This window comes from Salinadaptatus halalkaliphilus, assembly GCF_006543045.1.
In the GTDB taxonomy this organism is placed as follows: domain Archaea; phylum Halobacteriota; class Halobacteria; order Halobacteriales; family Natrialbaceae; genus Salinadaptatus; species Salinadaptatus halalkaliphilus.
The window spans coordinates 2605-19149 of the sequence record NZ_RBZW01000072.1 but is presented as its reverse complement, the minus strand read 5'-3'; the positions used below and the strand labels follow the sequence as shown (position 1 = coordinate 19149).

10 protein-coding genes are annotated in these 16545 nt (G+C 51.4%); 5 read left to right on the top strand and 5 right to left on the bottom strand.

The genetic code is table 11. The features are described 5' to 3' along the window. The first annotated feature begins 1 nt into the window (after position 1). The 3 genes from D8Y22_RS19790 to D8Y22_RS19780 are packed head-to-tail and all read left to right on the top strand — an operon-like array spanning position 2 to position 7720. A complete protein-coding gene (locus D8Y22_RS19790) occupies positions 2 to 4222 on the top strand; it encodes an Eco57I restriction-modification methylase domain-containing protein (RefSeq protein WP_141466380.1) in 4221 nt (1406 codons plus the stop codon). Beyond that, the gene (locus D8Y22_RS19785) at positions 4215 to 7178 is read left to right on the top strand and encodes a DEAD/DEAH box helicase (protein ID WP_141466379.1); all 2964 of its coding nucleotides are present in this window, start codon (positions 4215 to 4217) and stop codon (positions 7176 to 7178) included. Before D8Y22_RS19790 ends, D8Y22_RS19785 begins: the two co-directional genes overlap by 8 nt. Further along, positions 7178 to 7720, top strand: a complete 543-nt coding sequence (locus D8Y22_RS19780; RefSeq protein WP_141466378.1) for a TATA-box-binding protein — start codon at positions 7178 to 7180, stop codon at positions 7718 to 7720. Before D8Y22_RS19785 ends, D8Y22_RS19780 begins: the two co-directional genes overlap by 1 nt. A gap of 51 nt (positions 7721 to 7771) precedes the next feature. Here D8Y22_RS19780 and D8Y22_RS19775 read toward each other — a convergent pair whose 3' ends face one another. Together D8Y22_RS19775 and D8Y22_RS19770 are read right to left on the bottom strand one after the other, a co-directional pair. After that, positions 7772 to 8122, bottom strand: a complete 351-nt coding sequence (locus tag D8Y22_RS19775; protein ID WP_141466377.1) for a winged helix-turn-helix domain-containing protein — start codon at positions 8120 to 8122, stop codon at positions 7772 to 7774. Positions 8123 to 8205: 83 nt separating this feature from the next. After that, a complete protein-coding gene (locus D8Y22_RS19770) occupies positions 8206 to 9624 on the bottom strand; it encodes a hypothetical protein (RefSeq protein WP_141466376.1) in 1419 nt (472 codons plus the stop codon). A gap of 566 nt (positions 9625 to 10190) precedes the next feature. Here D8Y22_RS19770 and D8Y22_RS19765 point away from each other — a divergent pair. Further along, on the top strand, positions 10191 to 10808 hold the full coding sequence (locus D8Y22_RS19765) for a hypothetical protein (RefSeq protein WP_141466375.1): 618 nt from the start codon (positions 10191 to 10193) through the stop codon (positions 10806 to 10808). A 161-nt stretch (positions 10809 to 10969) separates the two neighbouring features. Here D8Y22_RS19765 and D8Y22_RS19755 read toward each other — a convergent pair whose 3' ends face one another. From D8Y22_RS19755 to D8Y22_RS19745, 3 genes are all read right to left on the bottom strand, one after another. Beyond that, entirely contained in the window at positions 10970 to 11335 is a 366-nt protein-coding gene (locus D8Y22_RS19755) for a hypothetical protein (protein ID WP_246084530.1), read from the bottom strand. A 226-nt stretch (positions 11336 to 11561) separates the two neighbouring features. Then, a complete protein-coding gene (locus tag D8Y22_RS19750; protein WP_141466374.1) occupies positions 11562 to 13421 on the bottom strand; it encodes an MBL fold metallo-hydrolase in 1860 nt (619 codons plus the stop codon). Between the two features lie 1185 nt (positions 13422 to 14606). Then, positions 14607 to 15515: an ADP-ribosylglycohydrolase family protein gene (locus tag D8Y22_RS19745; protein WP_141466373.1), complete on the bottom strand. Its 909-nt coding sequence runs from the start codon at positions 15513 to 15515 to the stop codon at positions 14607 to 14609. 214 nt (positions 15516 to 15729) lie between these two features. Here D8Y22_RS19745 and D8Y22_RS19740 point away from each other — a divergent pair. Then, positions 15730 to 16545, top strand: an 816-nt coding sequence (locus tag D8Y22_RS19740) for an endonuclease NucS domain-containing protein (protein ID WP_217350911.1), incomplete at its 3' end; no start/stop codon positions are given.

Sequence of the window (16545 nt, the reverse complement as noted above, 5' to 3'; positions counted from 1 at the left end):
CATGCAGACAGCACTTTCCTACCGAACGAATCGCGACCTGTTCTCGAACCACTACCTCAACGAACATCTCCCCGAAACGGAAGCATGGGACGAACTCAGCAAGGAGGAGCTCCGCGAGGCGAAGGACGACATCATGGAGTTGTGGAAGCGCGAGAAAGAGACGGCTCCCAAGCGAAACGAATCTCAGCTCGAGGAGAAGTTCATCCGGCCAATGTTCCGGAAGCTTGGGGTTCCCTTCGAAGTTGAGGAGAGTACCAGCCGGACGCAGCGCCGCCCTGACTACGGTTTCTTCGAGTCTGATGACGCTGCACGTGGTGCGTTCGAGCGCCGCGAGGAAGGTGGCGATTTCTACAAGGACGCGGTCGCCGTCGCGGACGCCAAGCGCTGGGGCCGTCCACTCGATACCCGTGGGAGTGGCGAACACGAACGGGACTTCGAGAACCCGAGCTACCAGATTCACGTCTATCTCCAAGAGACGCCGGCGCGGTGGGCAGTCCTCACCGACGGGAAGAAGTGGCGGCTCTACTACGGTCCAACGAGCCACCGGCTCGACTCCTACTACGAGATTGACCTGCCGACCGTCCTCGAAAAGGGTAATCTTGAGGACTTCAAATACTTCTACCTCTTCTTCAGACACGGCGCATTCCTCGAGGATTCCAGCGGCGAGTGTTTCCTCGACGACGTCTACGACGAGTCCAACGTCTTCGCCCAGGAGTTGGGAGAGGACCTCCAGGATAACATCTACGAGGCAATCAAGGTCCTCTCCGAGGGGTTCATGCAGTACCCGGACAACGACCTCTCCGAAGACGATCTCGACCTCATTCACGACAGCTCCCTCATCTACCTCTACCGGCTCATATTCGTGCTCTACGCCGAGAGTGAGGGGCGTGACCTGCTCGACACGAACAACGAGATCTACGAGGAATCCTACAGTCTGAATACACTCAAGCAGGAGGTAGCAGAGGAATTAGACAGTCCGAATCCGAAGTATCGCGACTGGCAAGACAACCTCTGGGACCGACTGGACGAACTCTTCAAGCTGATCGACCAGGGGAGCAAATCGCGAGGCATCCCTGAAGAGGATCTCTACATCCCGGCGTACAACGGCGGACTGTTCAGAACTGATCCCGACGAGGACGATAGTGCCGAAGCCCAGTTCATCGCGAATCACCAGGTGGGGGACGCCTACCTCGCCGAGGTCATTGAACTGCTCACCCGGAGTCAGAACGGCAACGGCGAAGGGAAGATCTTCGTCGATTACTCGTCGCTGGATGTTCGCCACCTCGGGAGCATCTACGAGGGGCTTCTCGAATATCAACTCGACATCGCCGACGAACCACTAGCACTCGAAGACGGTGAGTACGTCAGCGCAGGCGAGGGTGATGAGGTGATCGTCGAAGAGGGAGAAGTCCACCTTTCGACCGGCTCAGGTGAACGGAAGGCGACGGGGTCGTACTACACGCCGGAGTACGTCGTCGAGTACATCGTCGAGGAGACGCTCGGCCCGCTCGTCGACGATATCCGGAGTAGTCTCGTTGGCCAAAGTGCGTTCGATGAAGGAGGATTCGCTGAGGAGTTTGCTGAGGAGGTGTTCGACCTCAAAATCCTCGACCCTGCGATGGGAAGTGGCCACTTCCTGACAAGCGCTATCGACTACTTGGCACGTGAAATCATCGACGCACAGGAGCGGCAGGCCGCACAGCAGGGTATCGAGACGGTTGACGAGGACCACGATATCAACTGGGCCCGTCGGCAGGTCGCCCAGCGCTGTATCTACGGTGTCGACCTGAATCCGCTTGCTGTGGAACTGGCGAAGGTGTCTCTATGGCTTCGGACGCTCGCAGCCGAACAACCGCTTGCGTTCCTTGACCACCACCTGAAGACCGGGAATTCGCTTGTCGGGAGCGACATCGAGGAAATCGAGGAACTGGAATCCGATGCTGGTGGCGACGGACAGAACGCAACGCTCGCTGACTTCGGTGTAGCTCGAAAGGGGACTATCGAGCAGTTGATGCGAATCTATCAGGACTTCATCGCCATCGAGAATCAGGATCTCGCCGACGTCAAGGAGATGGAGGCCAAGTACGACGAGTTCGAGCGGAACAAGCTTCGCCAGCGGCTCGAGGCGATGACAAACGTTCACACTGCCGAGGAGTTTGGATTGGACAATCTCCCGGGCGATGCCTATGAGCAGATGGCAGCAGCGTTGGAAGATGATGACCAGTGGGAACAGATTGAACAAATGCAGTGGTTTGCAGATGCTCAAAAGTGGTCAGAGGATAATGATTATTTCCACTGGAAGTTAGAATACCCCGAAGTGTTCTACGATGAAGACGGTTCAGGAGTTGATGACCCTGGATTTGATGCCGTTATTGGAAATCCGCCATACGTCCGTATGGAACAAATTAAGCCTTTGAAACCGTTCCTCGCCTCAAATTACGACGTACACGATACTCGGGTTGACCTCTATGGGTATTTTGTTGAGCGTAGCCTTGAATTGACGTCTCAACGATACGGAGTCGTCGTCTCCAACAAGTGGATCAAATCAAAGTATGGTCAAAAAATACGGGGTGTGCTAGATGACCATCAAATAGAACAGATTGTTGATTTCGGCGATTTGGAGGTGTTTGAAGGGGCAACTGCATACCCTTGTATACTAACTGTTGACGTCAATCAATCTCTTGAAAATAGTGTATCTGTTACCAGAATCAACAATTTAGAATTTGAGTCGCTCCCAGTGGAGATCACTGAGAACAAGGCAGAAATTCCTGCTGAACTTTTCAAAGGAGATGACTGGACCGTCACAAACCCAGGAGTTGCCAACATTAGCCAGGAACTTAAAGAAAAGTTCTCAAGCCTTTCAGAGTACATACAAGGAACTTGCGACACCAGTATTACTGATGGGATGGGACGCGGTGTAGTAACTGGCCTTAATGAAGCTTTTTTAATAAGTGAAGAACAAAAAAATGAGCTTGTTGGTTCCGATGAAAGGTCTTCCCAACTCATTAAGCCGTACATCAAAGGTACTGACATTTCTCGGCACCATGTTGACCACAATCAACAGTATATCATATATTGTCACTCAGGAGTGGATATTGATGAGTATCCCGCAATAAAATCTTACCTGAGCCAGTACAAAGAGAAACTGGAGGGCACCGCAACTAATGAAGAATGGTATGAGTTGCAACAACCACAACAAGAATACACAGGCATCTTCTCTGAACGCAAGATAATTTACCCAGACATAGCAAAGCATTCCAGATTTGCCATTGATACAAGAGGTGATTATATAGACTGTACGGTGTTTATGATTCCTTCAGAGGACTTTTATCTCCTGTCTTTGCTGAATTCGACACTTATTGAAGTACTCTTCAAGATGAATAGTCCCAGTGTCAGAGGTGGCTATCATCGATATAAAAATGAGTACGTGAAGAGTCTTCCAATCCCTCTAGTTACGCCAGATGAGGCTTCTTCAAGTTCTAATGACTCTGTAGAGTCACTTCTTAATGAATATGAAGAATACCTTGCGGGAGGGGCGAAGCCCGAAACTGGGGATTCCAATGGTGTTATCCGTGAGTTTTTATCTGAATTGTCTAATCGAATGTTAGAATACAACCAGAAATGTCAAGATTATAACACCAATCTGTTAGATTATATCGGTAATTATCAAGAAGGCGAAAATATCCCTGATATCGGGCTCTTTCAGCCAAATAACCCCGAGATCCTCAATGCAACCACAGAGCAGTACGAGAAGTTACGAGTTGGTAATGTCAGAACTGAGCGCAAAGGGCATAGAGTCACAATTTATGCAAGCGCTCGTTACAAACCGGAAAATGAAGAGGGACATGAGACTGATCAATGGGGATACACTGAAACGGGATATTTTGAGGCATTTTCTCTTACTGATCTCTCAGAGAACCAAGCTGCACTTATAGAAGCATTCGTTCCTGTTGCTGTTGAGGAGGCTGATGGGTTCGGTGGTTTCCGTGAGAATGCCACGAAGACCAATTCACCGATTGACCGATTGAAGGCAATTGTTCTCCCCGACCCTGAGAGCATCAAAGACGATCTTCGACGTTACACTAAGACGAAAGAACGCGCAGATGAAATTGACAATAAGATCGCTATGACTGAACATCTTATCGACGAAATCGTCTATGAACTCTATGGATTAACAGAGGATGAAATCGAGATTGTGGAGTCTACGGCTCAGAATGACTGACTTTGAGGTCGGCGACCACGTCAAGTTCGCCGGCGGACGTGGAGAAATCACGAAAATCGAGGAACGGCCCAACTGCGGTCACCTCCTCCACGTCTACACGTCGGAGGGACAGCTCCGCAAACTCCCCAGCGGCCTTCCCCACATCGAGAAACTCGATTCGGTCGTCGACCGTCTCGCAGCCGGCCAATCCGACGCACCGCTCCACTACGACCTTCGGGAGCGAGCGATTCAACTCGATCTCGCGTACCGGTACGACCGCTTCCTCTCGCTGACGAACAACCGAATCGAGATCGAGCCGTACCAAGTCAAGGCAGCCTACGAAATCTTGAACTCCTACGACCAGCGGTATCTCATCGGCGACGAGGTCGGGCTTGGGAAGACCATCGAGGCAGGTATGGTCATCGAGGAGCTTATCGCTCGAGGCCGTGCCGATCGCGTCCTTATCGTCGCGCCTGCGCCGCTGACTGTCCAGTGGCAAGAGGAAATGCGCGAGAAGTTTGACCGAAACTTCGTCATCTACGACCGCGAGACCGTCGAGACATATCGCCAGTCCCACCCGAACCAGAACGTCTGGGAACAGGAAGATTTCATCATCACCTCGATCGACTTCGCGAAGCAGACGACAGACAATCCCGACGATGACAGAGTTTCCGTGCTCGATGCACTCAAGAATCTCGAGCCGGAGTGGGACGTTGCCGTCTTCGACGAGGCCCACCACTTGACGGCGCGGCGCTCGAGTGACGATTCCATCGAACGAACGCAGCGATATCTGGTCGGTGAAGCGGTCGCCGATAACTCCGATTCACTTCTGTTGATGACTGGAACGCCCCACAAGGGAAAATCCGACCAGTTCTACTTCCTTGTGAGTCTGCTCGATCCCTACCGGTTCAGCCACGAGTCTCAGATCCATCCCGACGGCCTTGAGGAGTTGATGATCCGCCGGCTGAAAGACGAGATGTACGACACCGACGGAACGCGGATGTTCCCTGAGAAGAATATCGAGGCCCTAGGCGTCGAGATGTCCGATGCAGAGCAACAGCTCTACGACGATGTCACTGAGTACATCCGCGAATACTACAACCTGGCGCAGCAGGAAGAGAACCAAGCCGCCGGTTTCACGATGGTTATCTACCAAAAGCGGCTGGTCTCGAGCGTCCATGCTATCAGAAAATCTCTCGAAAACCGTCTGCGGGCGATCCAGAACGATGCAATAGCCGAGGATCTCCCCGACGATGTCCAAGAACTCATTCCCCGCTACAGCACCGAACCGGAGACGCTGACCGAGGACGAACGAACTCAGGTTGAGGAGGCTCTCGAGACGGTCACAGTCACGCTGAACCGTTCGCAGATGCAAGCTGAACTCGACCGTGTCAAACAGCTCTGGCAGCAGGCAAAAGACATCGAGACCGACTCCAAGGCCCAACTGCTTCGCCAGTTCGTCGACCGGATCCTGCAGGAGGATCCAAACGAGAAAATCCTCATTTTCACGGAGTATACGGACACGCTCGAGTACCTTCGCGATCAGGTGTTTCCTGAACACGACATTGCACAGGTATACGGCGACCTTGACCAGGATAGACGTCGGAAGGAGATGGAGAAGTTCGAGGAAGAAGCGAACCTGATGCTTGCGACCGACGCGGCTCAAGAAGGACTCAATCTCCAGTTCGCCCACATTATGGTGAACTACGATCTCCCCTGGAACCCGATTCGTATCGACCAGCGTATGGGTCGGCTCCACCGATACGGGCAGGAACACACGGTCGAGATTCGGAATCTCTTCTTCAAAAACACTCGCGAGAGCGAGATTCTCAATCTCCTCGTTGAGAAGACAAACCAGATCGAATCCGATCTCGGGATGCGCTCCGACGTGATGGGGCGCGTCTTAGAGGACGTTGACCTGGACGAGACGATCATGGCCGCCATTGCCGAAGGAAGACCGACAGACGAGGTTGTGGCAGACATCGAATCGACGATAGAGGAGCGCAAAGAGGCCTTGGAAACCGTCGAGAACGAGTTCCTCATTCGAGATCGGTTCGACCTCTCCAACGAGGACGACGAGGTACTCGAGGTCATCGAACGCAGTCAACACGGCGAAGTAAGCGAAGCCGACATCGAGGTTCTGGTTCGGGAGTTCTTTGACGAGTTCAGCGGGACAATCAAGGGCGTTCGGCCCGGCCCTGCACGCTCTGATGGCGACGTCTACCAATTGGACGTTCCCGACGTTCTGTCCGGTGATCAGGTAGCAGGACAGTACGACAGTGCAACCTTTACGAAACAGATCGCGATGGAAAAGGACGATGTCGACTTCATTGCGCTCGATCATCCATTGGTCCAGTCGCTCATCGAATTCTGTCTCAACTCAGACCGTATACAGGGACAGGTCGCTGTAAAAGTCGCTCCCGAAGACGAGCCGGCACCAGGGATTCTCTTTACTTACCGGTTAGGATACGTCTCAGGAGCAGGTGATGTAGTCACTGAGAAGCTTGTTCCGCTGTATGTTACTACCGATGGCGAGGTCACTACCAGTACCCCTGAAATAGCCGATACACTTCCGCCAGAAGAGACGGCGTCCATCCAAAGTCTCGAGACCCTGGCGTCGATTGGAGACGATCTGCATGAAGAGGCACAGATGGAAGCCTGGACTCAGGTCGAATCGTTTGCGGACGAAGCCCGTGAAGAGCGTGAACGTGAAATAGCGATCAAGCGCCAGCATGCAGAACGATACTTCGAGGAGGAAATCAGCGAGTGGGAGGATCGACTCGAGACGTACCGACAGCGCGATAAAGAGGGCACAGATATGTCTGCTCCGATCGGAAACGCCAAACGAGAGCTCGAATCACTCCGTCGGAAACGCGATACAGAGTTGGACCGTCTTGAAGAGGAGAAACACGTCACACCGGAAGAGCCAGACTTAGTGTCCGCTGCGTTCGTCATTCCAGACAGCGAGGTGGAGTGATGGTCACAATCACTAACGTTGTTGGGTCTGGTACGCTCGGCCTCGAGTTAGACGTTGAACAACTCGGTGCCGATCTCGATGTTCCGTATACGGAGCACGATCCAGAAAATTACCACGGGCTCTACGTTCGGTTAGAGGAAGACGGGCCGCTGATCATTGTTTATCGAAGTGGGAAGTACATCATCACTGGTTCTTCGAGTCTCGACGAACTCGAGGAATCAAACGATGTATTCTTGAATAAGCTGTCTGCGTTGAACGGGATCGATATTCCCGAGGAGACTGGATTTTCAGTCCAGAACGTCGTCAGTACTGCAGAACTTGGAATGGATGTTAACCTAAACGCACTCTCGATTGGTCTTGGCCTTGAGTCCACTGAATACGAGCCAGAGCAGTTCCCAGGACTTGTCTATCGCCCTGAAGAGTACACTGCTGTGATCTTGCTATTCGCGAACGGCAAAGCGGTTATTACTGGTGCACCGACTGTCGATGTCGCAACGGATGCATTTGATCATCTCCAGTCTCGAGTCAACTCACTGCTCTAGAAACTGCTCTTCTGGTTCGAACGCCTGTTCTGGGAAATTATCGATCGTATCTCAGGTGTCTTCAGACTCGTCGTCACCACGGGCGAAACTCGCCTGACTCTCACTGGAACCATCACCGTCGGTTGCATTAGGACCGCGGATGAGTTCCTCGAAGTCATCCACTTCATCGTACTGATCTTGGTAGACCAACACGGCTTTTCCGAGAGATGTGATCTCGTACAGTCCAGATCGCTCAGCCGGTCCAATCTTTTCAACGAGCCCGTAGTCCTCAAGCACCGGCAGTCGGGTGTTGATGTTTTTGCGGGACTTCCCGGTGTGAGCGGCCAAGTTCGTCGCAACATTCCGTCCTTTGTCTTCCAGACCTTCAAGGATGAGAAAGTCGGTTGGTTGACGTAGTTTCACGGGTAGTACTCTGTATTGAGAAAGTAGTTATGGTGACAAGTAATGCTTTTCGGCCAGTGAAAAAGGAATCTCTCGCTGTACCGTCACGGTGTAGAAGATGTCGTGTAGGTATCTGATGAGAGTTTCTCAAGTTCTGTTTCGGCGGCTCGTTGAAGGTCTTCTTCAGCAGTTGGTCCTGGACTCGAGTCAGATACCGCAAGAGCAGCAGAGACCGCGTCTCGATCGGCTTCACATACTCGTTCAAGGGCATCTTCGGATATTTGGCTCTTCTCGTCGGAAACTTCATTTGGATACTTCGCTCGAGCAATTTTATTATCCAAGATTTGCTTTGGAATAGTTTCAATATCGAAATCGGAAGTCTCACAGAGTTTTGAGATATGGTCAGCAGCGCGGTCGACCCAGTTATCCGGCGACGAATCACAGTCAGTTACTGCCGCAGATGAATCCGGGTCAAAGTTGGCGTATGCAACGATTTCTTCTGCTAACTCAGGTTGTTCTTCTGCAAGCCGAACAAGATTCAGTCGGAGGTTCTCACGCTTGGTTTTGACTGGGTAGTTATCAACAACAGCGGCAACAGTTCGACGTGCCGTTGCAGGTGAGACAGCCTCATTCAAAATCTCCTTACAGACAGCTGATTTTTCGATTCCAATACGCCCGTTCGACGCTGCGGCTTGCTTCCCGAGTTCGAGAACGACGCGACGAGCACGGGCCTCTGGGTCGCCCTTGAGATACTCGACAGAAACCCAGCATTCCCACGGGTAGTCGTCCGGCCGGTCTGGGAGTTCAGCGACCGGCTTATAGAGCTTTGGTGTTTGTGGATGGCGACCAAGATTGAGCGTTTCAACGACTTGATTACGATATTTACGCATCGTTCGTTTCGTTGGTTCCCCGTCGCCAACAACTACTTCAATCGCTTCATCAAGGTCGTCACGACTGATTTGGTGACTTTCGCACGACATCTCGGTTTCGAGATAGTCGACAATCGCCTCGGTTTTTTCTTCGACTGTCCGCGGTTGTTTGTTGACACCATCCTGATCGTTGATGGTGTCCTCAGGGGGTTCATCCTCAGTATCATCGAGAGCAGTCGACAATCGATCAGCTAAATCGGCAACCCACTCATGGAAGGGGTTGGTTCGGTACTGACGGAGCGCACGTGCAAGTTCAACACCATACGAATTTTTCGACTCCGAAACTGCGTTTCGGAAACCGTCTTTTGAATAGGGGGCAATACGGACCCGGACTTCAGTTTTCGAGTCAGTAGTGAGGTCGTCACCCACCAAACTGTGTGGTATATCCGTTTCTTCTTCGGTGATGACGTCGTCGGCAAGAGTCTGTAGCTTCTTAACAGCGTCAGCAAAGCGGATATAGTCCTCTATTGCTTTCTCGACGTACCGGCCGAGAGAACCTTTGTACCCGCCAGTTACATCACGAACCCATTCTTTGAAGGGTTCCCATTCAGACGTCGGGACAAGCCAGCCAAGATGTTCCAGACCAGCACTCATGACGCAATCACCCCGGAAAGAACTTCGAAGAAACCACCCAAGATGGGTGATATCAGATCATCATCACACACAGTATGGGAAGAAGGGTAAGGGGGTGTATTCCGTCGTGACGGAAGAAGCGAGTCGTGGCTAGATCGTGTTTCGGTTAGAGAGGTGCTCTCCCATGACTTTTCCCTCCAGCAACTTCCTATGGGGACGTTTGGAGCAGGCTTCATCACCGAAGAACCGCCCCGTACCTCACACAGGTTGGGTGGTGAGATACGCCAAACTATTGTTTTGGTATCTCCTCTATCGGTTAGAAGTTCAATTCCTACTTCTAACCGACACTTAGATAGTGCTTTACTTCTAAAGTAAAGCCGTCGGCACAACGGGGATTCCCTTACCAAGAGTGTCCCGTTGATGTCGATGGATAGCTTCCTTTCCATTTCTGGTGTTAGTAGTACCGTCTGTCGCCGATCGATCGTATGTTCTGGTTGTCGGCAGGGAGTACTGTTGTTTTCCTATTCACACAAACTCCTATGAGATTGCGTAATAATAAATAGTTCGGCGATGCAGATATACAACACATGGACTTAGATCGCCCAGCAGCATTACTGACAGATGCACAACGAGAATATCTACGCGGTGAAAAGGAATTTAAGCGGCCTGTTCACGAGCGAAACCTCCGGTCACGGATTCGGGAGCGTCTTGTGGCAGCAACACACGATCTCACATTACTGTATAATGAGTTAGATCCAGAAGATCGAAAGATGGTGTATAACGTTACGGGGTATGACTTAGCTGATCGTGTTGATGACGAACTTGAAAGGGATCCTGAGCTTGTTGGTGCAATTAGAAGTTCAATAGCGTTCTTTTATGAAGCCGCTCATGATTCCGGGAGAGATGCCGAATCAATCGTTGAAACGGCAGTTGGGCAAGTTGAACAGCGTCGTAACTCATCCACAATAGTTGATGTCAACCTCGAAGTCGAGAAGAGTCGGCTCGACTATCTTGCAGATCGCGGTCGCAGTAAAATGGAACAGATGGATGATCTTTCGAATGCCGAAGTGCGTGCGTTACTCGAAGCAGAAACGGAGGAAATCGATCCAGACGATGTTTCCATGTATCTCCGGGATAAGTGGGAATGGTCAATACAATCAGACAAGCATACCGATGACTTTGACGACACCGACACTGAAAAGTGAACTACCCCGGCCTACCCGCCAGCAGAAGCTGGCTCCTTGAAGCAAGGACTTCCTGCTTCGACGATACGACTTGCAGACATCCTAGTTGCATCCACAGCGGTCGCAGTCTTCACAGGTGTCCTCTTGGAGTGAATCACTCCTAGTTTCTAAGACCGCTGAAATTAATCGTGTTTCGCAGTATCTCGTATCCCTGCACTGGTCCGTTCGACGAATCCGTACTGCTCGAGATAGTCATATCGACGTTCGATTTCTGTTTCTGAAACGTCTATCGTCGACGCGAGTTCGCTGACGGATGTTGCGGTGTCCTCGTCTAACCGCACTCGGAGTTCGTACCCGTTCATGTACCGTTGGTAGTACTCTCGGGCGACATCGTCGAGGGGTGTTTGGATACCATCGTTTTGGTCGAGCCGCTCCAGCAATTCGGAGATTACTGTGGCAAATTGCTCTCCTCCCAGGAGGTCGACCAGGCATTCTATTTCGTCTTCGATCACATCGAAGTTAAGATCTGTTTGGACGAGTGTCGACATGTCTCCGATATCGTCCGGACGCTCTGCGACGGCCTTGAAAAGAAAGATGTCCTCGAACGAAAACGAGACCGACTGAGAATGACTCGTCGGCAAGAAACGCCTCACTCCATGTTTGCATTCCGTCACTGAAACTTTTTATAAACCTCTTTCGCTATTTGAGACGGATTGAGTGCACGGTGACCATGGGGTTGATCACTTTTTCGTGGTAGCTATACTGGAGGTGATGTCAGTCAGATTGGTTCTCTTTGACTGCCTCGCGAACAATATCATTCATTTCGTCTTGAACAATCCGTCGGATATCCTCTTCCGAGAAGCCACTATCATGGCGCTCAACAGCTAATTGGCCACTAAGCGAACGAAGGGCTAATTCTAGTGCTTCGATTTGGTCACTGAATTCCGATAGTGTTCCGTGGACCGCATCAGAATTGAAGTGGCTCTGATCGCTAACCTCAATATCACCACCACGTTCGTTCAGAATCCGTTTTGCAGGTCGGTCCCCAACGACTTGTTCATCGGGAAGATCGGGGCTAACCGATACCGGATTCATCATTCCAGTTAACTGGATTGTAGAGACAGAGTCAAGATTTCCTGCAAGGTGATTGGCCATCTTTTTCTGTTGATCTTGCTCACCGTGAATGAGATACACCTGCGATGGAGACACTTGACGTGCAAATTGAAGCAATTCGTTCCGAGCAGCGTGTGCCGACAGCCCGTGGTATCGACTGATCCAACTCACTGGAACTTTAACACGTGTTCCGTCGCCCTCATCAGGAATACCTCCGTTCAACCCATTTGAGGGAAGGGTGAGAGCGATTTCGTCCAAGTCATCCTTTAACGCTTCCTCTAACCGACGGCCAGGTGTTCCCTCGGCTTGGTACCCACAGAGGATGATACGGGCATCATCATATCGCTGGGTGAACTCGAGTAAGTAGGTCGGAGAAAAGCCACCAGACAACATCCCAGAGGGTGCAATTATAATGGGTGTTTCGTCAGCTTCCAATAATTCTTTTCGGGACAAGGGCATTCGTCTCGCAGATGATGTCTGATCAAAGAGGAATGGCTGTTGGTCACCCGAATTGACAATGTAATTGCGAATCGATTCAGCTGCAAACTCTCCTCGACAATGCTCATTATATGTGTTTGTGGCGCGTTGGGCCATTCCATCGTAGACAATGTTGAGTTGCGATTGATCTTCCTCTGGGAGCGTATGGATACGGTTTTTGAACATATAGAGCAGTTCCTGGGATCGCCCGACGCCAAAGCAGGGAATGAGAACTGGTTTTCCGTTCGTGGCCGCTTCAATAGCCTCATTGTAAATATCGGTTCGCGTATCAGAAGCGCTAGTGTGAGAATGTGTATCCCCGTATGTTGACTCAAGAAAGAGCGCATCCGCCTGTGGTGGTTCATCGATATCTGGAAGGTGATTCGATCGTCCACCAATATCTCCCGAGAAAACCACTCGGGAGCCATCAACAGTTAGAGCGAGCCACGCACTCCCCAGCAAGTGAGCAGCATTCCCGAACTCGAAGTGAAGTGTCTCAGTATCATCAATATGTGCAATATGGTCACTCAGATCGGCTGCCTGGTATCCACAATGTCGGAAACGATCAACGACCTTTCTTAGATCCGTTTCAGTGTACTGCTGTTCTCTTCCCGGTTTTTGAGTCACACGACGATGGATCTTCAGTGAATCTCGAAGGAGTGTATCCGCCAGTGCTGCTGTTGGCCTTGTCGTAATTACAGGTGCCTGATCTGATAGAAAATTGTGGCTTTCTAATAGCGGAAGCGATCCAATATGATCGATATGGGCGTGGGTGAGAAATACTGCATCTATTTGACCTTCGTCAAGACCTCTGAGATCGGGAAACAGTCCTCCATCTCCCTGGTTTAGTCCGGCATCGACAAGATACGTTCCCGTCCGAGTCTCAACTTGGTAACAACTTCGTCCAATCTCTTTCGCACCTCCTCGAGGAATGACTACAAAGGGAGATTCATCACTGACCGAAAAATCAAATTCTGCCTCCCCTCCGATTCTGGGAACATACTCATTTTCTTCCTCACTAGATTCCTGAACAGCACCACTCATCGGGACAACACCTCATTTGCGTAGAACCGCTCACTGCTTTCAGTTCGGCCACGTAACCGAATAAACTCGAGTAGATCTGTCTCACTTAGTTGTGGGAAGAACTGGTCAATTTCAGAGAGAATTGGGTTTAGTGATCGATGGCCGCTGGTGGCTGGTGCCGCACGGTCTAACATCCAATTAGCGGGTGTCGCGTCAAGTTGGTCTATACGCTCTGCTTCACCCTCTGTGAAGTATTTATGACGGCCAGCTGGCTGCTGTGTCTCACGGCTGGATCGCGCTGGTTTTGCAGTTGCCTCAGTAACCTGGATGAGTTGTGGTGGAGATCGTGTTTCTCCAGGCATTGCAGTATCAAGCGAGTCTCTGACTTGTGTCGCTGCGAGACTGCCCTCTCGACGAAAGTACCCAAGAGTGATGTCTGCTTGGTCTTTGTAGAGTTCTGGTGTAGCTACTGTGGCTCCAGTATCTGGATCATTAGTTGTGTAGCGAGGGGCAATCTCAGCTACACAAAGATCTGTGAATTGAAGGCGATCTGTATCAACGTAAGGAGAGCTATCGATTTCCGTTAGAAGTTCGGATAGAGACTCGATGAACTCACTTGGTCGCCATGCAGTCGCATTTCGAGGTGGTCGTTCTGCAGGATTATCGAAATAGACTGTCGACTCTGGAATGTATGCTCCTTGTGGAATCCGGACGTCAACTGGATAATCCGGTGTACGAAGTTCTTCATGCGTTCGATCACCAGTCGTTGACTTTCCTAGGGAAAACCGAATCATTACAGGAAAGACGGTACTGGGGAGACACTCGATAACAGTACGTGGATCGGATTCGTCTAGGATGACCGTGCCCCGGTTAGTAATCTCAGCAGACTCGATATCCGTGTCGTTCGTTCCCATGGACCAATGGAGAGTCGTATACACACTAAATGTCATCCAACCGCAGTGGAAGTGAAACTAATAGATAGGATGCGATTTCGACACACAAACGCAGTCCGTCAGAAGAGATTCGGAGTTGCGTCGGTATCAGACCAGGCTGGTTCTACATACGACTGGAAGCGACTGCGAAAGAAGACGGATTTAAAGTCTGGACGACCGACCGAAGGCGTCATAAAACTCTTCATAAGGGGGTTCTCTCGCGCTGAATACCACTAAATAGCTATTCGATCTCAGTCGAACGCAAGTACGTACATCATGCCACCTCGACGAGATCAACCGCCAGTGATTCGAGTTCGTCTGTTTCATCAATGGCAGAGAGCCAGCGGTCAGGAAGCTGTGACGCACCGAACCGTGCACCAGCAACTGCGCCCGCAATCGCCCCGATCGTATCAGTGTCCCCACCACGATTAACTGCAGTCACAATCGCTTCTTCAGTACTACTGGCGAGTAGTCCGTCGTGGAGGGCCGTTTGCAGCGAGTGGACGACGTACCCGGACGTTTCGAGCGTTCTTGGCGAGGTCCCGTCGGCGAGGGGATCGAGTGCGGTCACGAGCTCGTCCGGAGCATCATCTGGGACGTACTCGAGGGCGTCCTGCAGCGGCGTGTCGACGTCCTCGAGCAGACCGGCCACCGTAAGGTTGAGAATCGCACAGCCGTACGTACACCGCGGGTCAGCATGCGTAATCTGAGAGGACTGTCGGCTCACGTCCACGAGCTGGTCCCAATCAGTCGCGTACGGGATAGCAAGCGGTGGACACCGCATCACACTCCCGTTCCCGGCGTTCGAACCTTCTGGGCTGTCCTCCCAGACCTCTTGCCCTGCCTGGTTCCATGTTTCCCCTTTCTCGAGGCGACTGAGCGAACGCAACGTCATCCGCCCAATGTCAAACGGATCGCTCTCGTACCATGCGACGAACCGATTCGCCATATCAGCAGGATCGAACTCCTGTTTCTCGACGAGACTCCGCGCAATACAGAGTGCCTGCTCGGTGTCGTCAGTAATCGTTCCAGCCGGCTTGTTCCACGTTCCGTACCCGACCATCTCGTCGAGGTCGCCGTACTCAGCAGTAATCGTAGACGCTGTGTCGAACTCGACTGGTCGTCCAAGCGCGTCCCCACACGCTAACCCTACCAGAACACCACGGGCACGATCAAGATCCATAATTCATACGATGAACACATTCCAGAAAAGTGTAGGGACGTAAGTATCTATCAGAGTCCATCCCCGTTCGGAGCTCCCCTTGGGGTGCTACTGTAGCTAAAATTGAGGGTACTAAACGCCCGTTCGCAAGGGGCGAGTGCAAGCAACGACTAAGCAGGGATTGTTTACTCGGCAGAATGATATAAGGGACTAGCGCAGAATATGACACCCAACCATGCTGTTTTCTGTTGACGAAGAGAAGGATTCGCCTCAGCAACTCGAGGAACAGGAGTTTGTAGAACTAGATATCCTCGAACGATCTGACTTTCAGGAGTGGGCACTCGAGGAGCCAGCATTACTGGGCGAAGATCTGCTCATCATCACATCGGAGTATGCCAATTTCGAACAAACACGTGATCGGTTGGATATTCTTGCGCTGGATCCGAACGGGAAGTTGGTCGTCGTCGAATTAAAACGAGATGAAGCAGATAAGACAACCGACCTCCAGGCGATCAAATACGCGAGCTATTGTGCAACCTTGACCGCCGAAGAGATTCAACAAGATTACCGCGAATTTTGGAATGAGAGAGGTGAGAAGGACCTGAGTCCAGATGACGTCGGAGAAGAGTTCGCTGATTTTCTGGATGAAAGTGTTGAAGAAGGAGTGCCAATTACGGACGATGGCTGGGCGGATTTCGACCTTGATGACAAGCCACGGATCCTTCTCGTGGCTGGTGAGTTCGGGATCGAGGTAACTGCCCCAGTAATGTGGCTCATCGAAGAGTACGATCTCGATATCACCTGTGTTGTCGTCCAAGCCTACGAACACAACGATGAGTTCCTTCTCAGTAATCAGCAGGCCATCCCAGTAGCTGAGGCAGAGGAGTATATGACTCGCCGGCGGGAGAAACAGGAAAAACAACAAGAATCCCAACGGCGAACACGAGCTATCGAAGTCCTACTTGACCGTGGGGTGCTAGCCACTGGAGATATCGTTGAATTCGATGAGGACGCGAAACCAAATGAAAACGAATGGGAACACGATCCGTCA